The sequence below is a fragment of the Kiloniella sp. genome (assembly GCF_965205715.1).
In the GTDB taxonomy this organism is placed as follows: domain Bacteria; phylum Pseudomonadota; class Alphaproteobacteria; order Kiloniellales; family Kiloniellaceae; genus Kiloniella.
The window spans coordinates 525,946-550,000 of sequence record NZ_CBDBHW010000014.1; the positions used below are offsets into that span (position 1 = coordinate 525,946).

21 protein-coding genes and 2 pseudogenes (1 of these 23 cut by a window edge) are annotated in these 24,055 nt (G+C 45.3%); 14 read left to right on the forward strand and 9 right to left on the reverse strand.

All coding sequences use genetic code 11. The features are described from left to right. Positions 1-134: 134 nt before the first annotated feature. The 5 genes from ACOGW3_RS19295 to ACOGW3_RS19315 all read right to left on the reverse strand — a co-directional run bounded on the left by ACOGW3_RS19295 (position 135) and on the right by ACOGW3_RS19315 (position 4,582). Positions 135-1,385, reverse strand: a complete 1,251-nt coding sequence (locus ACOGW3_RS19295; RefSeq protein WP_419904455.1) for an aminotransferase class V-fold PLP-dependent enzyme — start codon at positions 1,383-1,385, stop codon at positions 135-137. Between the two features lie 315 nt (positions 1,386-1,700). Next, positions 1,701-2,441 (reverse strand): hypothetical protein, encoded by a 741-nt coding sequence (locus tag ACOGW3_RS19300; RefSeq protein WP_419904456.1) that lies wholly within the window; start codon positions 2,439-2,441, stop codon positions 1,701-1,703. After that, positions 2,431-3,510 carry a pyridoxal phosphate-dependent aminotransferase gene (locus ACOGW3_RS19305; protein WP_419904457.1) on the reverse strand — a complete coding sequence of 360 codons (1,080 nt, stop codon included), beginning with the start codon at positions 3,508-3,510 and terminating at the stop codon, positions 2,431-2,433. Before ACOGW3_RS19305 ends, ACOGW3_RS19300 begins: the two co-directional genes overlap by 11 nt. Further along, complete coding sequence (locus ACOGW3_RS19310) at positions 3,507-4,418, reverse strand: hydantoinase B/oxoprolinase family protein (RefSeq protein ID WP_419904458.1); 912 nt, start codon at positions 4,416-4,418, stop codon at positions 3,507-3,509. Before ACOGW3_RS19310 ends, ACOGW3_RS19305 begins: the two co-directional genes overlap by 4 nt. Further along, entirely contained in the window at positions 4,403-4,582 is a 180-nt protein-coding gene (locus ACOGW3_RS19315) for a hypothetical protein (protein WP_419904459.1), read from the reverse strand. The genes ACOGW3_RS19310 and ACOGW3_RS19315 overlap by 16 nt, the downstream gene beginning before the upstream one ends. Between ACOGW3_RS19315 and ACOGW3_RS19320 the strand changes: the two genes are divergently transcribed. Continuing rightward, a complete protein-coding gene (locus ACOGW3_RS19320; protein WP_419901077.1) occupies positions 4,569-5,801 on the forward strand; it encodes an ISL3 family transposase in 1,233 nt (410 codons plus the stop codon). The genes ACOGW3_RS19315 and ACOGW3_RS19320 overlap by 14 nt on opposite strands. On the opposite strand, the gene ACOGW3_RS19325 is transcribed toward ACOGW3_RS19320, so the two are convergent. From ACOGW3_RS19325 to ACOGW3_RS19335, 3 genes are read right to left on the reverse strand one after another with little or no spacing between them, the layout of a single operon-like run. Then, positions 5,779-6,528, reverse strand: a complete 750-nt coding sequence (locus ACOGW3_RS19325) for a hydantoinase B/oxoprolinase family protein (protein ID WP_419904460.1) — start codon at positions 6,526-6,528, stop codon at positions 5,779-5,781. The genes ACOGW3_RS19320 and ACOGW3_RS19325 overlap by 23 nt on opposite strands. Position 6,529: 1 nt before the next feature. Continuing rightward, positions 6,530-7,882: a hydantoinase/oxoprolinase family protein gene (locus tag ACOGW3_RS19330; RefSeq protein WP_419904461.1), complete on the reverse strand. Its 1,353-nt coding sequence runs from the start codon at positions 7,880-7,882 to the stop codon at positions 6,530-6,532. Then, complete coding sequence (locus ACOGW3_RS19335; protein WP_419904462.1) at positions 7,879-8,628, reverse strand: hydantoinase/oxoprolinase N-terminal domain-containing protein; 750 nt, start codon at positions 8,626-8,628, stop codon at positions 7,879-7,881. The genes ACOGW3_RS19330 and ACOGW3_RS19335 overlap by 4 nt, the downstream gene beginning before the upstream one ends. A 719-nt stretch (positions 8,629-9,347) precedes the next feature. On the opposite strand from ACOGW3_RS19335, the pseudogene ACOGW3_RS19340 reads away from it, so the two are divergent. The 12 genes and pseudogenes from ACOGW3_RS19340 (at position 9,348) to ACOGW3_RS19395 (ending at position 21,745) form a co-directional block, all read left to right on the forward strand. Then, a pseudogene (locus tag ACOGW3_RS19340) lies at positions 9,348-9,782 on the forward strand (Hsp20/alpha crystallin family protein). A 105-nt stretch (positions 9,783-9,887) separates the two neighbouring features. Further along, positions 9,888-11,735, forward strand: coding sequence for an ATP-dependent zinc metalloprotease FtsH (ftsH, locus tag ACOGW3_RS19345; RefSeq protein WP_419904463.1), 1,848 nt, complete (start codon positions 9,888-9,890; stop codon positions 11,733-11,735). A 193-nt stretch (positions 11,736-11,928) separates the two neighbouring features. Beyond that, positions 11,929-12,384 (forward strand): hypothetical protein, encoded by a 456-nt coding sequence (locus tag ACOGW3_RS19350; protein WP_419904464.1) that lies wholly within the window; start codon positions 11,929-11,931, stop codon positions 12,382-12,384. Between the two features lie 68 nt (positions 12,385-12,452). After that, positions 12,453-13,250 (forward strand): formate/nitrite transporter family protein, encoded by a 798-nt coding sequence (locus ACOGW3_RS19355; protein ID WP_419904465.1) that lies wholly within the window; start codon positions 12,453-12,455, stop codon positions 13,248-13,250. 153 nt (positions 13,251-13,403) lie between these two features. Beyond that, positions 13,404-13,628 (forward strand): annotated as a pseudogene (locus ACOGW3_RS19360) (cation-transporting P-type ATPase); the annotation flags it as partial. Between the two features lie 51 nt (positions 13,629-13,679). After that, positions 13,680-14,789, forward strand: coding sequence for a cation-translocating P-type ATPase (locus ACOGW3_RS19365; protein ID WP_419905960.1), 1,110 nt, complete (start codon positions 13,680-13,682; stop codon positions 14,787-14,789). 9 nt (positions 14,790-14,798) lie between these two features. Further along, positions 14,799-16,031 (forward strand): ISL3 family transposase, encoded by a 1,233-nt coding sequence (locus ACOGW3_RS19370; protein ID WP_419901077.1) that lies wholly within the window; start codon positions 14,799-14,801, stop codon positions 16,029-16,031. Between the two features lie 22 nt (positions 16,032-16,053). Continuing rightward, positions 16,054-17,484, forward strand: a complete 1,431-nt coding sequence (locus ACOGW3_RS19375; protein ID WP_419904466.1) for an HAD-IC family P-type ATPase — start codon at positions 16,054-16,056, stop codon at positions 17,482-17,484. Positions 17,485-17,759: 275 nt separating this feature from the next. Then, the gene (locus ACOGW3_RS19380) at positions 17,760-19,253 is read left to right on the forward strand and encodes a thymidine phosphorylase family protein (protein ID WP_419904467.1); all 1,494 of its coding nucleotides are present in this window, start codon (positions 17,760-17,762) and stop codon (positions 19,251-19,253) included. Continuing rightward, complete coding sequence (locus ACOGW3_RS19385) at positions 19,250-20,155, forward strand: ribose-phosphate diphosphokinase (RefSeq protein WP_419904468.1); 906 nt, start codon at positions 19,250-19,252, stop codon at positions 20,153-20,155. The genes ACOGW3_RS19380 and ACOGW3_RS19385 overlap by 4 nt, the downstream gene beginning before the upstream one ends. Beyond that, positions 20,155-21,048 (forward strand): MBL fold metallo-hydrolase, encoded by an 894-nt coding sequence (locus tag ACOGW3_RS19390; RefSeq protein WP_419904469.1) that lies wholly within the window; start codon positions 20,155-20,157, stop codon positions 21,046-21,048. The genes ACOGW3_RS19385 and ACOGW3_RS19390 overlap by 1 nt, the downstream gene beginning before the upstream one ends. Positions 21,049-21,058: 10 nt before the next feature. Next, positions 21,059-21,745, forward strand: coding sequence for an MBL fold metallo-hydrolase RNA specificity domain-containing protein (locus ACOGW3_RS19395; RefSeq protein WP_419904470.1), 687 nt, complete (start codon positions 21,059-21,061; stop codon positions 21,743-21,745). A 913-nt stretch (positions 21,746-22,658) separates the two neighbouring features. Here ACOGW3_RS19395 and tnpA read toward each other — a convergent pair. Then, positions 22,659-23,093, reverse strand: coding sequence for an IS200/IS605 family transposase (gene tnpA / locus ACOGW3_RS19400; RefSeq protein WP_419901154.1), 435 nt, complete (start codon positions 23,091-23,093; stop codon positions 22,659-22,661). A gap of 142 nt (positions 23,094-23,235) precedes the next feature. Between tnpA and istA the strand changes: the two genes are divergently transcribed. After that, a protein-coding gene (gene istA / locus ACOGW3_RS19405) for an IS21 family transposase (RefSeq protein WP_419901087.1) crosses the window boundary here: on the forward strand, positions 23,236-24,055 show its 5' portion. Its footprint extends 689 nt past the window's final position; 820 of the gene's 1,509 nt are visible here — the first part of the coding sequence; its start codon is at positions 23,236-23,238; its stop codon lies off the right edge, out of view.

Genomic DNA, 24,055 nt, shown 5'->3' on the forward strand with positions numbered 1-24,055 from the left:
CAGTAATATTTAACTAAAATCAAAGCTTTGGCACAAAATATTTCATTCAACGTTATGGTTATATACTTTTAAGTTAATAAATATTTTGCATGGAAAACATGATCGAATTCCCGTTTAGCCTGCTAATATTGCCTTCAAGAGATTTCTTTGATTGCAGCCAAAAACTCAGCGACTTCATGTTCAGTGTTATAATGACACAATGACACCCGGATACAGTCACTCAATCCCAAAGGTTTCAGAATATTGCCCGAATAATGATCTGCTTTACGCACATGTACTCTAATTCCCAGCTCCCGAAGTTTGGACACAACATCAACGGAATTTTGCCCCTTTACGACAATAGCAACCAAGCCCTCACGGTTTGGATTGTCGATGCCTCCCAAAACTTGCACATTTTCTAATTCTTTAAGACCCACAAGGTTACCCGTACCATGTAGCATAGCGTCTGTTAGTCTTTTTTCATGAGCATGAATTGCAACTCCAGCCGCTTCTATTTTGGCTCGGGGATCATTTTCATTCGAAACTTGCGTTCCGAGCCATTCAAAATATTTAACCACTTCAGTAAACGTGGCATAAGCGCCTGTGTCACGCGTGCCGAGTTCCCACTGATTTTCTGGCCCGTCAATTAAACTATCATGTGGCATTGCGGTTAAACGGTCCGAAATCCAGGCAACCCCATAGCCATGACGTGAAAATACTTTATAGGGTGAAATTACGTAACCATCGACATCATAGCTGTCGATGTCAAGACGCCCATGAGCCGCATGCTGTATGCCATCAACAATAATATAACAATCTGGCGAAACGCTCCTTATGACTTTGGCAACAGCTTTTACATCAACAGCCATTCCGGTCACCGGAGAGGTATGTAAGATTGTCGCCACCCGCGTGTTCTCATTTACACAGGCAAGGTAATCTTCTGCTGTTACTGTACCGGTGTCATTATTATGGGGAACACTGATATAATCTTTGCCTGTAATTTTAGCCCAACGCGTACAAGCACTACGCGTAGCGGGATGTTCCAGTGTACTGCCGACAACATTGCCCCCATCGGCAACGCCCAAACAAGCCGTGCTGATCAATCGAAACAGAAGCTCAGTGCCACTTTCACCAACAAAAAACTGTCCTGAGGATCCATTAAAAAAGGTACACATATCCTTTTTAGCTTGTTCAATGACACCAACCAACTCTTGCGACATCGGATTATCGCGGCCTTGATTATCTGGAATAGCAGCAAATTCTGCCGATTTGGTTACAACTGATTTTAAGGTTAAAGCACCACCTGCATTTTCGAAAAAAATTCGATTTCCTTGAATTGGGCAATGATCAACGTGAGAAAATTTTTCACGAATTTCGGCGAGTAAATCTGATCCTATTTCAGCCATCTTTATGTCTCGTATTCTAAGAGGTTTCGGCTCTGTCAATAATGACGTTCAGATTATTCATAGCTGTGGATGGGTATTCATACACACAATAAAAAGCCCCTCTTAGACGAAGAAATATTGGCTCTTATCAGGAGGATGAGTACCCGCCTTATTATTTCTAACAATTAACCCGAACGACCACAAAAAGTAATAATAAGAAGCATTTCAATGGGATAAAAAAAAGTCAGCACAAATATTAATTAGTGCTGACTAAATAGTAATTGTAAATTTTTAACGACCTAAACCTTAAAAGATCATCCGAAAATTCAATGATATTTATAAATGGTCGAATAACCGACCAGGCGCATTCACGTGGCGAGACAACCTAAGTGCTTTCATCAAACAAAACATCATAGCTTGGTTGGATGTTACAACAGGCTTATCAATTTCCTTCTCAAGTTTTTCAATTATTTCTACCGATCTCATATCTGTACACGATAGAACAATAGCTTCAGCCTCTGGGTGGTTTGCCCTAAGTGCAAGATCAAAAACTTCAGCAGGAGTAAGTTCACCCTGACCGTAGTTTCCCAACGCACGTCCAATATCAGCGCAGTGAACAGTTTTGATCTGAAACTCTGTTAAGAACGTATTTGCTTGCTCATTTATCTCCCCAAGATAAGGAGACGCAAAACCTATCTTTCTTACGCCCAAAGCCTTGATTGCCGAAACTAGGGATCCTGCAGCTGTTAAAGATAAAGCGCCTGAACTAGCCTTAATCTTTGCTGCAAGATCATTATCAAAACTGGTACCATGAGTTAGGGTGGCTGAAGTACAGCCATAAAGTATCACATCGGGACGTACACCAGATAATAAGTGCAGAGGTTCCTCAAGAGGAGCAGCCCCCAGCCCAGCCATCTGGTCAGAACCAGGGATTTCATCGACATCATACCCACCAAGCCGGGCAAAATGCACCGTTGTATCTGGTGGGCGCATCAGCTCCATATCAGGCTCCAGATTACAATTTGTAAAGGGTACCAACACACCAATTTTGGCACGGGATCGCGTTTCAAACATCATTGCGAACCCCCTCCAAAACGGTAAAAGCCCGTTTCATAACAGCCTCTTCACAAATCGTTGCCCGCAAGCAATTCGAAAGCCCATAACCACTCATGCCTCGCATGAGTAAGCTGTTATCCCGGAGAGCTTGATCTGCTTGTTGAGCTTCCTCAGTGTCTGCAAAACGGATCAGTATAAAATTTGTCCGGCTTTCCGGTATCTCAAAACGAAGACCTCTCACCTTATGAGAAAAGTCATCACGTATCGCCGCAGTTTTACGTACGATTTCTTTCATGTGGGCTTGATCGCGCATAGCAGCTGCAGCGACTTCTTGCGATACGGTTGAAATGTTATTCGGATTAAGTAACTTTCGCACTTCACCCGCAATATGCGTTGGAAAATATCCCCAGCCAACACGTGCCCCAGCCAAACCATAAGCTTTGGAAAAAGTACGTAGAACGACGGTGTCTCCCCGGTTCACCAAATCAAAGATCACATTTGGATCATTTCCAACTATATCGTCAGAGAATTCCGCATAGGCCTGATCAATTACCAGTAGGATATTATCTGGCAAGCTGTCACGAAGCCGAATAAGTTCAGTATTATCAATCAATGTCCCCGTAGGATTTCCAGGATTACAGACAAAGACGATTTTGGTTTCTGGCGTAACCGCCCCAAGTATGCTGTCTACAGACACTGTAAAGTCAAACTCTGGTGCCTTTACATATTTTGCCCTTACCTGGGCTGTGGCCGACGCCACGTATGCATAGCCAAATTCGGTACCTAAAACCTGATCCCCAGAACCAACAAAAGCCCGAATAAGACAACCAATCAATTCCATCGAACCTGACCCGCAAAGAATTTTAGCGGTATCAAGAGCGTGAACTTCCGAAATGGCTCTGCGTAGAGTCAGCCATTCTGGATCGGGATAAAGGGACATATTGTCCATTACCGTTCGTCCAACCTCTAATGCAGTAGGACTAGCGGGAAAAGCACTTTCGTTTTGAGCAAGAGATATCATCTTATCCCCCCCCAAGTCAGCGAGTGCATAGGCAGCCATAGCCTCGACATGCGGAACAGCCGTAATCATGACTTGACCGGATAGTTGTAGACCCGAACGGCCTCTTCGAGAGAAACCAGTCCTCGTTCCACATCTAGAGCTACTTTACCTGATTCCCGCTCAGAGGGGTTCCCGAACCCTCCGCCTCCAGGAGTATCAAAAATTAAATATTCACCAGGCTCTACTCGTAATTCTCCTTTACCAGGAATATCCTCCAGACGAGATTTGATCCGAATACGTCCAGGTCCTCCATGCAGCCCGGCCATACGCCCCTGCGCTGGATTTTTTAATCGCTCCACTGACAGGAATACAATAAAAGGAGCATCGTTAGATGAGGTCATCTCAATCCGTTGACCTAACCCCCCCCGATACTTTCCAGGGCCTCCACTGTCTGAACGCAACTCACGCCTCCAAATGGTAACTGGCGCGACTGCTTCAGTAATCTCCACTTGAGATCCAAATACGCCTGATGGATAGGCTGTTGCAGACAAACCATCAGAATGAGGTCTTGCCCCTGTACCACCGTTGTGTACAGGCTCAATCGCAAACTCTCGACCACCATTGGCAGCCACTTCCGGGGCATGGCGCATCGGTAAATCAAACATACAAGAAGCCCCCTCTGCAAGTACTCGATCCGGCAGAGCTTGATGAAGGCAACCAAGCACAAGATCTGGCGTCATTTGCCCGAGTGTATGTCGCATCGCCACAGGTACAGGGTGTTGGGCGTTCAAAATACAACCCTTTGGTCCTGAGACCTTAAAGGGTTCGAGAGAGCCAGCATTGTTTGGTATATCAGAGCCGACAATACAGCGCAGTGCAAAAACCGTATAAGCAGTGGCGTAGTTTAAAGGGACATTAATGCCTTTTTGAGAACAGCCAGATGTGCCCGTAAAATCAACCCGCACTTCATCTTCGTCTACGGTTAAAGTGGCATGCAACTCCAACTCGTTTTCGTACCCGTCCATGGTAACAATATTTTTATAAGTGCCTTTTGGCTCTTCTCCGCTTTGTTGAGTAGAAAAAGATGCCGACCGCCAAGTAACCTGTTGATATGTATGGTTTCTGATAACTTTACATAGAGCAGGTATATGACAATCAACATCTCGCAGCATATTTTAGGCCTCAAAGGGCAACGTGTAAATGAAATTAAACTGGATGACGGCGGTGTTAAGATTGTCATTCACTGCAGCCGAGACGCGCGTAGGAGGGCTATAGACCCTGCTACAGGCCAGAAGGGAAGCATCAACCAGCATGTCCGCCGACAAGTAAACGACATCCCCCTTTTTGGGTATCCTTGTGTGGTCGAGATTGAGCTGGCGCAGGTTTATATTAACAAGGGCGAACGCCGCATTGAGGGGTGTGATTTTGTTGATAAAGGGTGCCGTTTCACTCACCGATTTTGCCGACTGATCAGTGGATTATGTCGGCATATGTCTATTCAAGCGGTTTCCAGACATTTGGATATACGATGGGAAACGGTCAAGAATATCGACAGGGCATACCTTATTGAAACTCTCCCTACGCTTGATCCTGCAGAGCTAACTGGCTTGGAATATATTGGTGTAGATGAAGTTGCCCGGGCGAAAGGTCATGACTACATGACGGTGGTCTACGATATGGTTGGCGGTCATCTGATCTGGGTTGAAGCAGGCCGAACTGCCGAGGTTTTTTCAAGGTTTTTGAAACAACTGCAACCAGATACAGCCTGCAAAATAAAGGCCGTAGCGATGGATATGGGGCCTGCCTACCAAAAGGCTGTCAGAGAGTCCTTGCCGTTGGCCGACATAGTATTTGACCGTTTCCACGTCATGAAAAACTACAGCAAAGCTATCCATAATCAGCGTCGACTTGAGTTCAGAAAGGCCGATCCAAGTGGTAAAGAGTTGATGAAAGGGACACATTATCTGTTGCTCAAAAATGCGGATAAGTTGAGTGAAAAACAAAGTGACAAGCTGCAAAGGTTGCTGGAGAGCAATAGCAACCTGAATGCACTTTACGTCTTGAAAGAACAGCTTCAGCTGCTGTGGAGTGCCGCTTCATTTGAGGCGATGGCGGAGCAACTGGAACGTTGGTGCCTGATAGCAGATCAGTCACAGATGCTCTATCTAAAAAAGTTCGCGAAATCCCTACGGAAACATTGTGTGGGCATCTGCAACTACGCCAAACACAAGCTCACAAGCGCCAGGATAGAGGCTGGTAATGTCAGTATAGGAATGATCCGTAAGCGAGCCAGAGGCATCAAGGATACCGAATACTTCAAACTCAAAATTAGACAATCATCCATTCCAGATAATCAATCTATGCTCTATTTGAAATCCTAAATCTACTCAACAAAGCGGAGAAGTGCCTGCCTTTTGGCACTTTTGAAATTGCCTCTATTGCTCCTTTTCGTGAAGTATCAATGATGTATTCAGAAAGGTCTTCTAAATTATCAAGTTGAAACTCACTCATCATACTGACAAGTCTTTCTACGCCTGCTTCACAACAGGCAATTAGGGCATAGATATCACCTTCGTTCGCGATGGGGTCGCGTGAATTGGCGCGCACGATATCCATTAACAGCGTATTTAACTCTCCTCCATCCACTAATTTACACGGCGGTACCAACAAGCCTTCATCATAAATATCAGACCCTTCTGGTCCCATTCCAAGCCCGACAAGATCCACAAGGTGAGATGTACAAGACGTAAAACCAATTACTTTCCCGTTGTGAAAGGCTGGCATCATTAACAAAAAATCGTTCAAATGACCTGATGCAAGCCAGGGATCGTTCGTCATATAAATGTCACCTGGTTTCATATCCCCTATCGGGAAACGTTCGCGCAATGTCAAAACAGCTTCGGCCATCGTATTGATATGCCCGGGAGTTCCTGTAACGGCCTGAGCCAGCATTCTGCCTTGAAAATCAAATATTCCAGCAGAAATATCACCGCATTCCCGAACAATCGGTGAAAAGGCGGCGCGAATTAAAGTTTGACCTTGCTCCTCTACAGCAGCAAGCAAACTGTTCCACATTACTTGTAAGTGAGCCTTGGTATGATCAGTCATTTTATGCACTGCCTTTCTGGTCTTGAATCAGGACAAGGTTTTCACTTCCATCGACATAAACAGAAAAATCGGCGCTAACAAAAGTGGTTGTTTGAGGTTCTGTTACGAGAGCTGGACCAATAATATGATCCCCGGGATTAAGATTTTCACGTGTAAATAAGGCAGCTTGCTTTAGGGTTCCATCCACATCGCATGTGATAGGGCGTGTTTCATTTGGAATAAGGGTAGTTAGACATGGTTTATCTGGAATTTTTGAGACTTCAGCATCATGAGTGCTAACACTTACCGCCCAATTTAAAATTTCAATTTCCATACCAGGTACAGGACGGGAAAACTGTTTGCGGTATTCTTCTTCAAACGCCAATGTTAAGGGGTCAATATCTTTCTCTGTAATTACATCATCCGTTAAAGGAATTTCAATTTCATGGCCTTGGCCATTATAACGCATGAAAGCACTCCGCTGAGTATTTGTTTCTGCCAGCCCTGCACCTTGTTCCACAACACTTTTTGCCTCCGAGATCATTTGATCAAAAAGCGTGTTAATCAATCCGAAATTCATCGAATTTAAAAGCGTATAGCTACTACGTACGATTTCAAAGGACACAGGAGCAAAAAGAAAACCTACGGCAGAACCAACACCTGGATTTGGTGGGATAATAATTCGGGAAACCCCTGCAGATCGGGCAACCCGACTAGCATGAAGAGGCCCATTCCCCCCAAACGCAATCATAGAACGTGAACCCAGATCCTTGCCACTCTCAACGGCATGCATTCGACCTGCGCTGGCCATACTTTCATCAACAATCCGGCTGACACCGTCGGCGGCCCCTACGCCATCCAGATTAAGCTTTACACCAACTTCTCTCTCTAAAGCTTCCTTTGCGGCTTCCGGGTGTAATTTAAATTGTCCTTCCGCGAAGGTATCAGGAATTATATACCCAAGTATTACATCACTATCTGTTACAGTGGGCTCTTTTCCACCTCGCCCAAAAGCCACTGGCCCTGGTTCAGATCCTGCACTTTTTGGCCCAACTGTCAGTCGCCCTAACCGGTCTACTCCAGCTATAGATCCCCCACCCGCACCAATCTCGATCATCTCGATTACCGGAATTCGTACAGGCATACCTGATCCCTTTACAAATCGGGCAGCACGCGCAATTTCAAACTGTCTGGATGTCTGAGGCCGAGCATTGTCAATGAGACAAAGCTTTGCAGTCGTGCCGCCAACATCAAAGGACAACACTTCATCTAAACCACATTGAGCAGCAATTCTTGCAGCTAATATTGCTCCACCAGCCGGGCCTGATTCAACTAATCTGATAGGGAAACGTGCAGCCGTTTGAATAGTCGTCATCCCCCCCCTGCCGTCATCATTAATATAGGGCAAGTCACACCTTCATTTAAAAAGCGTTCAGTGAACTTTGTTAGGTAAGTTTCCATTAGAGGCTGGATATAGGCATTAGCCACAGTGGTACAAAGGCGATCAAATTCGCGCGCTTCTGGGCTGACTTCACTGGAAATGGAAACTCGAAGATCAGGTCGAGCATCTCGTATTAAGTCACGCAGTCTCTTTTCATGCTCAGCATTGGCATAAGAATGCAAAAAGCAAATGGCTATGGCATCTGCACCACTAGCCTCAACTTTAGCCAAGAGTTCCGGGACAACCGCCTCGTTTAATGGCATGAGTACTTTGCCATCCACCGACATACGCTCACTGATTGTAAATGATCGTTCTCTCGGAACAAGTAGATCCGGTTTCTCTAAATCAATATCATATTGAGAGTATCGACGCTCATAAGCGATTTCCAGAACATCACGAAAACCGTCTGTCGAAACAGTTGCTACAGTAGCCCCTCGTTTTTCAATTAAGGCATTTGTAGCAAGGGTAGTACCATGAATAAACCCTGATACTTGTGAAAGGGAACGATCAGATTGCTCCATCACTCGTAGAGCACCTTCCATGGCACCATCAGCAGGGTTTTGGTGAGTCGTTAATGTTTTTGCAGAGGACAAAATTTTGTCTTCGCCTTCAACAAGAACGGTATCAGTAAAAGTACCGCCAATATCAATGGCAAGCCGTAACGGTAATGTCGTTATCATAATTAATTAAGCCGGAATATGAGATTAGGAACAGGACAATGGGTGCGTTAAAAACGCATAGATTGTTCAGGTAACTAGGTTACAGCCTGTAGCTCGGCGATCCATCCGCATGGGTGCATAAAAATGAGGCATAGTCACTTAATACCTAATAGTTTATGGCAAGATAACGGTTAATATACATAGCAGTACGTTACTATTTTGACGTTAAGGCAACCTTTTTACAAGAAATCAAAATAATGTCATTGACCCCGTTTTATTATTGGCTTTAGCATTTTTATGTCCTCGAAGATTCTTCTATCTGTCTCAAGCTTCTCAGAATCAAAAAGCCCCTCAACTTATACAAGCTGAGGGGCTTTTTTCGTTGGTTGCGGGGGAATGCAACTACCGAGAATAAGAATTTGGGTTCAATTAATATTTATTTCCCTAACCCTTTAACTACATTCAGAACCAATGATATATCCGATTCCACGGACGGTTCTGAGAAACTCTGGTTATATAGGGTTCCGTTCTATTTTCTGCATAGCCTAGATATTCTAAGATCAATTGATCTATTGAAGGTTTCCAAGGTAACCGTCGTCTCCCAATTCCCTTAATTTTCATTACTATATTCACATCTATAAGCGGACGCTAGGATTGACATAAATCAAGGAGAAAATTCAGGAGTTCCCTAAAATAAGAACTATCTTGGATCTAACAATCTTCATATGAGGAGAAGTGAGATGCACTATCAAGATAATCCTTTGACCAATACTCAGGGCGGAAGTTTCTGGCCTCATCTTTTTGATCCTTTCCGTGATATTGGGCATGCAGTATCCAACTTCTTTGCCCCTACTGCTGAAGCCTCTGATTCCGAGGAATGTTATGAAATCAACTTGGAACTTCCAGGGGTTTCTGAAGACAATGTTGTTGTTTCTGTGCAAGAGAATGTTCTGACGATCAAAGGCGAAAAGAAATAAGAACGGGAAGAGAAGAATAAGAACTATTACTTTTCTGAAAGGAGATATGGGAGTTTTCAACGTTCATTCCGGCTCCCGGAAAACTCGTCCCCTGATAACATTAATGCCCGGTTTTCAAATGGTGTTCTGACCGTCACCATTCCCAAATTAGAACTGGAAGCAAGTAGTAAACGCAACATAACGGTTGAACGCGGTTGACGACCTAACCGCTTAGTCTATCCTTAATGGAGCCGGTGTTCACACTGGCCTCCGTTCTCTGACAACATAGTTTAGACACATGCTCTGGAGAAAAAGGACCCGTAGATGGCTGATATTGAGCGTAAGACAAAAATCAATCTTTGGTATTTTGTCATAGCATTCATCTGCATCACGCTTTTGCAGTCTTGGTGGCAGCAAAGCCGTCAGGTCGAAATCATTCCTTATAGCGAATTCGAAGCCTATATTAAAAACGGGATGGTATCGGAAATTTTTGTAACTGAGCGGCATATTCGTGGCTTGCTCCGTGAACCGTTGCCCAATGGCAAAAAGAAGGAATTTTATACAACACGCATCGAATTCAATCTCGCCAAAGAGTTGTCCCAATACGATGTAGTCGTTACAGGCGGTACCGAGGAAAGTCTGCTTAAGGAGGTTCTTTCCTGGTTCTTACCCGCCCTGTTTTTTATTGGAATCTGGTTGTTTTTGATCCGGCGCATTACCAATAACAATGGTCTTGGCGGCGGCATGATGTCAGTGGGCAAAAGCAAGGCCAAGGTCTATATGGAGAGCGATATACAGATCGGATTTGAAGATGTGGCTGGCGTTGATGAAGCCAAACTGGAGCTTCAAGAAGTTGTCGCCTTCCTTCAAAATCCCAAAACGTATGGAAGGCTTGGAGCCAGAATACCAAAAGGAGTATTACTTGTTGGCCCTCCTGGAACGGGAAAAACCTTGCTTGCGCGCGCCGTGGCTGGTGAAGCTGGAGTACCCTTTTTTTCCATCAGTGGTTCTGAGTTTGTAGAAATGTTTGTCGGTGTAGGTGCTGCGCGTGTTCGCGATCTGTTTGACCAAGCCCGTAAAAAAGCACCTTGTATAATTTTTATTGACGAACTTGATGCCTTGGGGCGTGCCCGAGGGGCTTTTCCGGGAGTTGGCGGACATGATGAAAAAGAACAGACGCTTAATCAATTACTGGTTGAGCTAGATGGCTTTGACCCAACCAAAGAAGGCATGGTCCTGCTGTCTGCAACCAACAGGCCCGAAATTTTAGACCCTGCTCTTTTAAGGGCTGGACGGTTTGATCGGCAAATTCTTGTGGATCGTCCCGATAAAATTGGCCGTGTGGCTATTTTGAACGTTCATATGCGTAAAATTCATCTTGCTGAAGATGTTGATGCGGAAGCTATTGCTGCGCTCACTCCTGGGTTTACAGGAGCGGATCTTGCTAACCTAGTAAACGAGGCAGCCCTGTTAGCTACAAGATACGGCGGTGAAAAAGTGACTAATGATAATTTCACCGAGGCCATTGAAAGGATCATTACGGGGTTAGAGAAAAAAAATCGTCTCCTCAATCCTCATGAACGGGAGGTCGTTGCCTTTCATGAAATGGGACATGTCCTTGTCTCCATTGCTTTGCCTGGCATCGACCGTGTCCATAAGGTTTCTATAATACCCCGAGGTATTGGCGCGCTCGGATATACCATCCAACGACCAACAGAGGACAGGTTCCTCATGACCCGTGACGAGTTGGAAGACAAGATGGCTGTTTTACTTGGCGGAAGAGCCGCTGAAGTATTGATATATAATGAACTATCAACTGGCGCAGCAGATGATCTCTCCAAAGTAACAGAAATCGCTCGCAGTATCGTGATGCGATATGGAATGGACGAAAATCTTGGTGAAATGACCTATGAAGACGATCCCTCCCGATTACATGGCGGACCGGAAGACTTTATGGGGCAACAACGCAAATATAGTGAGGCTACGGCGCGAGAGATTGATACTGCAGTTCGCAAACTCGTTCACAATGCGTTTGTAAATGCTACTAAAATTTTGTCTCAACATCGCTCTTTACTGGAAGAGTACGCCCAAAAATTACTAGAAAGTGAAACCCTAACAGAGGACCAACTTCCCGTAATAAAAGGGAGAGAGCCTCAAAGCCATCACAGTTAAAGTTGATCCAAGTTAACTCAGCTTGTTAATAAAAATGCTATATATGGGGGAGTTAATGGGATTACTATCTACTTTTACTTGTGTCTTAGTCTCTTAATTGGATCTTCAATTTAATTAAGACAACTTAAAAAATATGAACTCCGAACAAATAAGTAGTGATAAACAAATAGTCAGGAGAGGAAAGGAATTTCCAATGTTTGACAGTCCATCATTAACAACGCGCATTGCAATCGGTAAAGGGATCGGTCTTATTATCGGCCTTATCGGCTTTGTTTGTATCCCCTACTTCCTCCCCGATGCAAATTGGATGTTCCGTTGGGGCATTCTGCTTTGGTACACGACATTAGGCGCTATAATTGGGGTGTTTGGCATTTTCTTATGGCACCCGGTGTTGAACTTACCAATGCCATGGTGGTTTAGAGCGCCTGTCCTTGGTGGATGGATGAACTTTGTTCTTACCTTTTTTGCCTATGAAAAGATGGAAGCCATGTTGATCATCATATTTGGCACAGACAGCTTCCTGACCAGTCCTTTTTGGTTTGTTCTCGAAGGTGCTATTGTCGGGCTTATAATAGGCTATTTTGCCACCCGTTTTGGTGGTGAGGGGCGATATACACTCGAGGATACATTTAAGGATACGCTCGAGTAAATTTGTAGGCTCATCCCAATGAGACGCATAAAAGAAACATCTGGGTCCTAGCAAAGAGAGGATGAGATATGACTTTAGAGACTATAAAAAACACTGATGCCTATACGCCCTCTGAAATAGCAAAAAGAGTAGAGCTCTCTGGTGTGAGTAAAGCCAAACTTTCTGCTCTACAAACATTAATTCTTGCTATCCTAGGAGGTGCATTCATCGCTTTCGGTGGTATGTTTTATACGTTGGTAATTACCAATTCCGGGATAGGCTTTGGCCCGGAGAGACTATTGGGAGGAGTTGCTTTTTCCCTTGGTCTAATTCTCGTTGTTGTTGCTGGAGCTGAGCTGTTTACTGGTAATAATCTCATTGTGATGGCCTGGGTAAGCCGCCACATCAGTTTTTTTCAACTAATGAGAAATTGGGCCTTAGTTTTCACTGGGAACCTGTTGGGGGCAATTGCGACAGCATTCATCGTTCATTTCTCCGGAGTTCTTAACCTCGGTGATGGAGCTGTTAGTACAACGGCTCAGGACATTGCTATTGCTAAAGTCCAGTTGCCTGTAATAGAGGCTTTTTTTCGAGGGCTGCTATGTAACACACTGGTCTGCCTAGCAATTTGGTTGTGCTTTGCTGCGCATTCCGTTGCCAGTAAAATTCTTGCTATCCTCTTTCCTGTTTCTGCTTTCGTTGCTCTTGGTTTTGAGCACTCCGTGGCAAATATGTACCTAATTCCAATGGGTTATATGGCGGGAGTAACAAGTATTACTATTGGTGATTTTCTGATGAACCTTGCCACTGTTGCCTTAGGTAATATTACGGGAGGAAGTTTGTTTGTCGCGTTTGTCTATTGGGTTGTTTACCTAAGGAAAAATTGAATTGGTAAAAACAACTGAGATAGAAAATAGTTACTTTATGTAAGGGCTGTTAGTCATGGAAACATATTACAAAATCTCGGATGTTCCTTGCTAGAGCTTAACTTCGGTAGTTCCTCCTTCCGGATGAAAGTATAGTAATAATCTAGGATGATTATGCAAAAAGTCAGCCCAAAAAATGTTCATCCCCTATGGCATACAATATCAACTGATTCGGCCCTGAAAGAGCTGAAGACGTCTGCTGATGGACTAAGTCAGAGAGAGGCTGCGCTAAGACTCCAAACATACGGTGCAAATAGTTTACCAGAACCGCCGAAACGTAGTGCTCTGATACGCTTTGGGCTCCAATGTCACAATATATTGATCTATGTGTTAATCGGCTCCGCCATCATTACGGCATTATTAGATCATTGGATTGATACCATCGTAATTTTGGCCGTCGTCATAGCAAATGCGATTATTGGCTTCGTGCAGGAAGGCAAAGCGGAAAAAGCGATGGATGCTATCCGCCACATGCTTGCGCCTCATGCCAATGTGCTACGCAGCGGTCAGCGTATGAGTATAGAGGGTAAAACTCTTGTTCCCGGTGACATCGTATTATTGGAAGCAGGAGATAAAATACCTGCTGATCTACGTTTGCTAACAGCCCACGGATTGTCGGTGCAGGAGGCTATTCTCACAGGAGAATCCGTGCCGGTAGAAAAACACATTATATCTTTGGCCAAAGATGCCCCCCTAGGTGACCGCTCTTGCATGGCTTTTTCCAGCACGCTTGTGACGTCCGGCCAGGGTCAGGGGGTTGTGGTGACTACTGGTGAAAATACGCAAGTCGGGCGCATCAGCGGCTTGCTTTCCGAGGTAGAAATTCCGACTACGCCTTTGGTTACGCAGATGGGCGTGTTTGCAAAATGGCTTACCATTCTGATCCTTATGATTGCGGTTTCACTTCTAGCCTATGGATATTTAGTTGGTCATCACGATTTCACCGAATTGTTCATGGCCGTTGTGGGTCTTTCAGTTGCGGCCATTCCTGAAGGCTTGCCGGCTGTTCTCACAATTACGCTCGCCGTGGGTGTACAGGAAATGGCAAGGCGTAACGCTATTGTCCGCCGTCTTCCCGCGATTGAAACGTTAGGTTCAGTATCCGTAATCTGCACTGACAAAACGGGTACTCTAACTCGTAATGAAATGATGGTGGTATCCACATTTACGCGACGGCATCTTTTTACGCTGGAAGGCAACGGCTATGAGCCGAAAGGAACGCTTATCCTTGAAAATTCACGCATATATCCTGATGAACCTAAAGTGTTGGAAGAACTTGCCCGTGCCGCCGCCCTGTGCAATGACGCGCACTTACGTGAGCATGAGGGCGTATGGATAGTCGAAGGTGATCCGATGGAAGGGGCTTTGCTAGCCTTTTCCGGTAAAACTGGTATGGATGTTCGTAAAGAATTTGGGCTCTTCTCCGCTTTGTTGAGTAGAAAAAGATGCCGACCGCCAAGTAACCTGTTGATATGTATGGTTTCTGATAACTTTACATAGAGCAGGTATATGACAATCAACATCTCGCAGCATATTTTAGGCCTCAAAGGGCAACGTGTAAATGAAATTAAACTGGATGACGGCGGTGTTAAGATTGTCATTCACTGCAGCCGAGACGCGCGTAGGAGGGCTATAGACCCTGCTACAGGCCAGAAGGGAAGCATCAACCAGCATGTCCGCCGACAAGTAAACGACATCCCCCTTTTTGGGTATCCTTGTGTGGTCGAGATTGAGCTGGCGCAGGTTTATATTAACAAGGGCGAACGCCGCATTGAGGGGTGTGATTTTGTTGATAAAGGGTGCCGTTTCACTCACCGATTTTGCCGACTGATCAGTGGATTATGTCGGCATATGTCTATTCAAGCGGTTTCCAGACATTTGGATATACGATGGGAAACGGTCAAGAATATCGACAGGGCATACCTTATTGAAACTCTCCCTACGCTTGATCCTGCAGAGCTAACTGGCTTGGAATATATTGGTGTAGATGAAGTTGCCCGGGCGAAAGGTCATGACTACATGACGGTGGTCTACGATATGGTTGGCGGTCATCTGATCTGGGTTGAAGCAGGCCGAACTGCCGAGGTTTTTTCAAGGTTTTTGAAACAACTGCAACCAGATACAGCCTGCAAAATAAAGGCCGTAGCGATGGATATGGGGCCTGCCTACCAAAAGGCTGTCAGAGAGTCCTTGCCGTTGGCCGACATAGTATTTGACCGTTTCCACGTCATGAAAAACTACAGCAAAGCTATCCATAATCAGCGTCGACTTGAGTTCAGAAAGGCCGATCCAAGTGGTAAAGAGTTGATGAAAGGGACACATTATCTGTTGCTCAAAAATGCGGATAAGTTGAGTGAAAAACAAAGTGACAAGCTGCAAAGGTTGCTGGAGAGCAATAGCAACCTGAATGCACTTTACGTCTTGAAAGAACAGCTTCAGCTGCTGTGGAGTGCCGCTTCATTTGAGGCGATGGCGGAGCAACTGGAACGTTGGTGCCTGATAGCAGATCAGTCACAGATGCTCTATCTAAAAAAGTTCGCGAAATCCCTACGGAAACATTGTGTGGGCATCTGCAACTACGCCAAACACAAGCTCACAAGCGCCAGGATAGAGGCTGGTAATGTCAGTATAGGAATGATCCGTAAGCGAGCCAGAGGCATCAAGGATACCGAATACTTCAAACTCAAAATTAGACAATCATCCATTCCAGATAATCAATCTATGCTCTATTTGAAATCCTAAATCTACTCAACAAAGCGGAGAAGTGCCAGAATTTGCAACGTGGACACGCACAGATACCATTCCTTTTGATGCCAAACACCGTTTCATGGCTACATTGAATCATGACCATGAACTCCATGCATTTGTGTTTGTGAAGGGGGCACCCGAGAAAATTCTTACCATGTGCCAGAACCAGCGGACAGCGGATGATACAGTGGAACCGCTGGACAAAGCCTACTGGCAGGAGAAAGCAGACAACACTGCTGCGCTGGGCCAGCGCGTACTAGCATTTGCTGTGAAATCGGTTAAACCGAATCATACGGTGCTGGAACGTACTGACGTGGAAGGTTCGTTGACGCTTCTGGGGATGGTCGGGATGATTGATCCACCGCGCACGGAAACGGTTGCAGCAATGGCGGAATGTCATCGGGCAGGCATCCAAGTAAAGATGATTACCGGTGACCACGCCAAAACTGCCGCCGCTATCGGCATGAAAGTCGGGCTTCAAAACCCGGATAAGGTACTGACCGGGACTGACCTTGACAGCATGAACGATGCCTCACTGCACCAAGCTGTACTGGAATGTGACATTTTCGCTCGTACCAGTCCGAAGCATAAGTTACGCCTAGTGATGGCGCTGCAATCCCACGGTATGACTGTTGCCATGACTGGTGATGGGGTGAATGATGCGCCTGCTCTTAAGCGTGCCGATGCAGGGATTGCAATGGGGAGAAAAGGCAGTGAAGCTGCCAAGGAAGCAGCAGATCTGGTGCTCGCAGACGATAATTTTGCTTCTATCGCCACTGCCGTGCGAGAAGGTCGTACCGTCTATGACAACATCAAGAAGGTCATCAGCTGGACACTGCCAACCAGCGCGGGCGAAGCAACCGCAATTATTGTGGCATTGCTATTCGGAATGACACTACCAGTGACACCTATCCAAATATTGTGGATTAATCTTATTACTGCTTCTACACTCGGTATTGCGTTAGCCTTTGAACCCACGGAGGAAAATACTATGCGCCGCCCACCGCGACCACGTCATGAATCGTTGCTGTCTGGCGAACTAGTTTGGCACATCGTGCTAGTGTCTCTTCTGTTCCTGTGCGGGGTATACGGTATGTTTACTTACGCGATTGATCAGGGCTATTCCATTGAACTGGCGCACACCATTGTCGTTAACACGCTGGTAGTTATGGAAATCTTCCATCTATTCTTCATCCGTAATATTTACGGTACGTCACTGACATGGAAAGCCGTACGAGGTACAAAAGTAGTTTGGTTAACTGTGATTGTCATTGCTGTGGCACAATTTGCTATCACCTACCTACCTCCCTTGCAGACGGTATTCGCTACAGAAGCAGTTCCCTTCTTTGATGGAATGCTTATTATAGGCATTGGTGTGGCGCTGTTTGCAATTATCGAAACTGAAAAACAAATTCGATTGCGCCTACTGGCTCTAGGGGCGATGTGAGAGAACAATGCAGGATTTGGGTCTCATCCATTCATTCATACTTCATCGGCTTACGAACGGACTGCGCTATTGATGTTCAAAGTGGTGTACCTCATTGAAGGTCAGAACCCCCACACGGTCTATGACGATAAGCGCTTTAGTACACGATAACAGTCCTTGAAGTAGAATTTTACTGAACAAAAAAATTGAGGTGATTAAGATCAATGCATGTGTAGTAAGCTTTTAATATATTCGAAATAGGTTATCCACCACAGATCCAAGTACAGAGACAAATTATGCTGAATTTGAAACTCATTGGAATTGATACCTACCGGGACAACGTCGCCTTCCTTGCCCGAAACTGTGAGCAATACCGTCCTGAGGAATACCAGGCCTTCAAAAAAATCGAAGTTAAGTGCGGCAACACCCGCCTGCTTGCCCAGCTCCTACTTGTCGATGACGAAAGTATTGTCGGGGTTAACCAGCTCGGTTTATCAGAACAGGCATTTCGACGGTTAGGACTGGAAGAAGGCGCATCGGTAACCATCGCCCCAGCAGAACCTCCACGCAGCCTTGATCACTTAAGAAAAAAAATCCATGGGCATACTCTGGATAACAAACAAATAGAAGAAATTATCGGCGATATCGCCAGTTACCGATACTCTGAGATGGAAATTGCGGCCTTCCTTGTCTCTTCTGCAGGATTTATGACCACCAGTGAGATGCTCGCCCTTACCAAGGCGATGTCACAGGCAGGAAATCGATTGCAATGGAAATCCCCAATCATCGTTGATAAACATTGCATCGGCGGTATCCCTGGCAACCGAACCTCCATGATAGTTGTTCCCATCGTAGCAGCACATGGTCTACCGATCCCAAAGACATCTTCTCGTGCCATCACGTCTCCTGCGGGCACCGCGGATACCATGGAAGTTCTGGCAAGAATTGATCTTTCGATGCACGAAATGAAAGAGGTCGTTGAGCAATGCCATGGATGTCTGGTTTGGGGCGGCCACGTCAACCTGTCGCCTGCGGATGATGTCCTTATTTCTGTGGAACGCCCGCTATCTATAGATACACGCGAGCAAATGGTTGCATCGATTATGTCGAAAAAAATGTCCGCGGGATCAACACATCTACTAATTGACATCCCAGTTGGCCCTTCAGCTAAGATACGCAGTCATGGGGATGCTATGCGGCTTCGGAAATTGTTTGAATACGTGGGGAGTCAGGTAGGCTTGCATGTTGAAATAACCGTTACTGATGGATCGCAACCGATAGGAAACGGTATTGGCCCTGTACTAGAAGCGAGAGATGTTATGGCAGTCTTGAGGGATGACCCTGATGCACCAGCAGATCTTCGAGAAAAATCTTTACAGATTGCCGGTACATTACTTGAAAACGATCCCGCTCTTCGGGGTGGTTCAGGATATAAGCGCGCCCTGCAACTTTTAACTTCAGGCGAAGCACTGCGTACGATGGAACGTATTATCGAGGCGCAGGGGCCAACAAAAACACCAAGTTGCCTTGGTGAGCTCACCAAAGATATTCTTGCTCCGGAAGACGGGATTGTCACCTCAATCGACTGCTACAGGCTAGCGCGGATTACGCGTCTGGCCGGGGCGCCAATGGATAAAGGTGCAGGTATAGATCTTTTCAAAAAGGTAGATGACAGGGTCGTTAAAGGTGAGCCACTTTATCGTATTCATGCTTGTTTTAAATCGGACTATGTCTTCTCAACAAAATATGCGGAAGAAGGAGATGGCTACACGATTGGAGAGAACTTATGAATAAAGTTTCGATCCATTTCTTACCAGACAACAGTAAAGAGGCTAAGAAACTCGGCAAATCACTCGGTATTCCTGTGCACCCTATTTTAGTTCACACATTCCCCGATGGCGAAAGCCGAGTGCGGGTTTATCCTGTGCAGGGAACTGTAATAATTTATGCAAGCCTTAATTCCCCCAATGAAAAACTGTGGCACTTGGCACTAGCTGCGAGCGCTTTTAATGCGTCTGGTGCTCGACGGCTTATCCTTGTGGCGCCGTACCTATGTTATATGCGCCAGGATATGGAATTTAATTCGGGTGAAGCCGTAAGTCAGCATGTGATCGGCGCATATCTTTCCAATTATTTCGACCGTCTTATCACTGTCGATCCTCACTTGCATCGCACAGATGACCTTCAGTGCCTCTTTACCAATTGCAAAGCAGATACCCTCAGTGCAATGGACGTTATTTCAGAAGAAATTTCAAAAGATCCTGATAATAATAACGTTCTTCTTGTTGGTCCAGATAGTGAGTCTCGGCAATGGGTTGGAGCCATAGCAAACAAATTAGGCGTACCATTTCTCATTGGCGAGAAGGTCCGCGATGGGGACAGGCAGGTGAGAATTACATTCACTGGCCAAGAAGGCCCTGCCCCCGAAGAAATCAGCGCAAAACACGTCATCATAATTGATGATGTTATCTCTAGTGGTATGACGATCCGTTGTTGTGCGGAAACACTTAAACAAGCAGGCGCTGAGACAATCGAGGTTATTTCCGTTCATATTTTATGCAGTGATGGTGATATGGAAATGATGAAAGCAGCCGGAGTATCCCGTTTGTGCTCAACAGATAGTATTCCCCATCCAACCAATAGAATAAGTCTCACCTCCTTATTGAAAGAAGCCCTTACGCAGGAGTTATAATGTCTGTACAGATCAAGTTTTGCGGCGCTGCCGGCACGGTCACGGGATCATGCTACTGGATACAAACCAACGGATATCAATTTCTTGTCGATTGCGGGCTTTTTCAAGGGACCAAGACGATTAAGGAATTGAATTATTCTGCATTCCCATTTGACCCTAGAGAAATTGACTTTGTTTTGCTCACTCATGCTCATATCGATCATTGTGGCTTGATACCGAAACTTGTCAAAGCTGGTTTCAAGGGACCGATTTATACAACGGCAGCAACCCACGATTTATTGACCTATATGCTACCGGATAGCGGTTACATCCAGGAAACGGAGGTTAAACACCTGAATAGACGTAATCGGCAGAGGGGCCGGGATCCCGTACAACCAATATACAATCTGATAGATGCTGAGGCGGCTTTACAACAAATCCGAACCGTTATTTATGAAAAATGGCAAAGGCCTCACAATGACATTCAAGTCCGTTATTGGAATGCAGGTCATATTCTTGGCTCTGCTTCGATTGAAGTTGAAATAATGGATAACGATAAAAAATTGCGCTTGCTTTTTTCGGGCGATATAGGTCCTGACAATAAGTTGTTTCATCCAGACCCTGATGCCCCGGGCAGTTTTGATTACGTCTTTTGTGAATCAACCTATGGAGGCCGTAATCGTGATGACTTATCCATAGATCTAAGACGGCAAACCCTAATGGAGGAAATTAATGATGCCATGCATGCTGGTGGCACCCTCGTTATCCCTTCTTTCGCCGTAGAGAGAACACAGGAACTGCTTCTAGATATTTCCTATCTTATCAAGCATGAAATGATCCCCTGCTCTACTGTCTTCCTGGACTCTCCTCTGGCCATTCGTATTACCTCGGTTTTTTGCCGATCATGCTCTTGACCTTGAGGATATGCCAAAACAAGGCCTGCCCTTTAACCATCCAGGATTTAAATTCACAGAAACGGTACAGGAAAGTAAATCCATATCCAGGTTTACAAGCGGCGTTATTATCCTTGCGGCAAGCGGAATGTGTGATGCTGGGCGGATCAGGCACCACTTGAAGAACCATTTATGGCGTCCAAAATCGACGATTTTACTGGTTGGATATCAAGCTGAAGGAACACTGGGGCGGTTACTAGAGCAGGGAAACAAGAAGAGTATTAATATTCAGGGGGAAGCGGTAAAAGTACGCGCACGTATTCGGAAAATTGATATCTATTCGGGTCATGCTGACGGGAACCAACTTGTTGAGTGGATAAAAGCTCGCCAACCGATAAAACAAGGTGTTTTCCTTTGCCATGGATCAGAACAGTCGCTTCAGGCAATGCGTGCGGAACTCCTGGAATTGGGGTTTGATAAAGATCGGGTAATAATCCCCGAGCTTGATGATGAATTTGAATTGGTTGCATCTGGTGAAGTTACCAAACATCCCGGCATTAGCAGGAGGTTGGAACCTGAGGTCATTACTAAGCCCGACTGGCACAATGACCTTGCACAACTGACACTAGACATCAGATCTTCACTTGAAGATCTTTCCAACGATCAACAAAAAACTCAACTGCTCAAAAAACTCCGTAATGAACTGGAGGATAAATAAGGGGAATTTATGTTATGTAGATCTTGGTACGCTGAATTGTTTTTTCAGAAATAAGAGTAAGTAAACCCTTGATATTTCCCGAGCCGGGTGAACATGACTTGGGCAGGTATCTAAAAAAGGCCAGAGGTTCAGCACGGGGCGTTATCGCTAGTGATACCCCCAGAATTGTAGCTTATCAGCAAGAGACTTCGTCAAAATAATATATTACTGAACTCGTCCCTTTTACCAGACAAGTTGATTATTCTATGAGACATTACCAAAGCTGTATAAATTAGTAGTGCATTTTTATTTTTTCGTCTCCTTCAAGAAATTCGAACAACTTAGTATTTGGGCAATAACTCTGGTCTGTGCCGATAGTGTGATCGTCAGAAACAGTTTTACAGCAGTTACAAAAATTGGCACAAAATAAACACCTTTCCTCCGCATATTTCATTACGCTGCCGTATTTCTCGCATGCGTACTGAGAATCGAGGCCACGACGCTGCATGACAGTTAGTAAGGGAATCCACTTGTGAATTACTTGCATAACAAACCTCCTATAGTCTTTGATGGGCCGACATTTATTGATAAACAGCATGATTTTTATAAGAATTATGCGTTTGGGAAATCCTTCACAATCTTATTTTACGCCTAGAATTTCTTAACCGAACTAGTGTGTGTGAACCCTGAGTTGCTGAAAATTGATGCGCTTGTTCAGCGACAATAACCTTGGCCGGTTGCGACAACCACCTTGGCCGGTGGATCTGATCATTAAAAAGGGCGTGCCCGTTTGATAATCAGATCCACCGGCCAAGGCTTAATTTGGTGTTAGTTACAAGCTGCTGTGAGTTGATAAGTTAAATGACCCCCGGCAAAGCCGGGGGCTTAAGCGGGTGAGCCCCTTAAAGGGGCAAATTGGGAACCGCTAAAGCGGTTATGGATTGAATATATCCATTTGGTCAAAGTACTTATCACGCTCTTCTTGCGTTCTGATATACTCCCTCACCATCTGTTCATCGAGCCCTACAGTTGAGACGAAATATCCACGGGCCCAAAAATTTTCACCCTTGAAATTCCGTGCTTTATTTTTGAATTTTCGAGCTATGGCAATCGCGCTTTTTCCTTTTAGGTATCCAACGACTTTTGAAACAGCATGTTTGGGCGGTATGCTGATACACATGTGAATGTGATCCGGCATCAAATGGCCCTCCTCAATCTTACTTTCGCGATGCCCGGCCAGTTCATGGAAAATTTCACCAAGATACTGACGTAGGTTGCCATAGATAACTTTTTGCCTGCGTTTAGGGATGAAAACCACGTGGTATTTACAATCCCATCTCGTATGTGCAAGGCTTTTGTAATCTCTCATCGGCTAATTCCTTTGTTATTTTGGTCAATAAACAAAGAAATGTAAGACCGTGGGAACGGTCAAACCATTGAGAGTCCCCCGGCATAGCCGGGGGTTTACCGGATTAAATTAGGAACCTCTAGATGTAATTGGAGGAACCTGTTTGCCGTATAAATTTATCACAGATGAACAACTGAGACTTTACATGACAGATAGAAAAACTCATGGTCAACGAACCGCCGCTGCCCGCGCAGGGTTTAGCGAACGCACGGCCCGCCGATTTGACGTTGATGCGACTTTACCGTCACAACGCAATATAAAGCGAGGGCGAACAGTTTCTGATCCGCTTGAAGATATCTGGGATAAGGACATCCTTCCCATTTTGGATAAAGACAACTCGGTCAAACCCATTACTTTGTTGCGCCACATACAGAGCCTCTATCCGCTCCGTTTTCCCGATGACCGTGTCAAGCGCACGTTAGAGCGCCGAGTTCGGGGATGGCGGGCTCTGAATGGCCCTGAAAAGGATATCATTTTCAGGCAAACACCTGAGCCGGGTTACATGGGCCAATCAGATTTCACGGATGCAGCCGACTTAAGTATTACCATTGCAGGAGATCCTTTGGTGCATCGGCTCTATCATTTTGTTCTGGTATATAGCCGATGGGAACATGTTGGGGTCGTACTTGGCGGTGAGAGTTTTACAGCCCTTGCGGAGAACTTACAAAATGCGCTTTGGTCCTTGGGGGGCGCTCCTGAAAACCACCGGACCGACAGCCTGTCTGCGGCCTTTCGGAATTTGAGCGTTGAGGAAAAGGAGGACATTACCAAACGTTATTCTGCTTTTGTTGAGCACTACGGTATGGAGGCCAGTCGAAATAACAGAGGGGAATCACACGAGAACGGTGCCATTGAATCTCACCACGGTCACCTTAAGACTGCGATAAAGCAGGCCCTGATTTTGCGTGGCAGTAATGACTTTG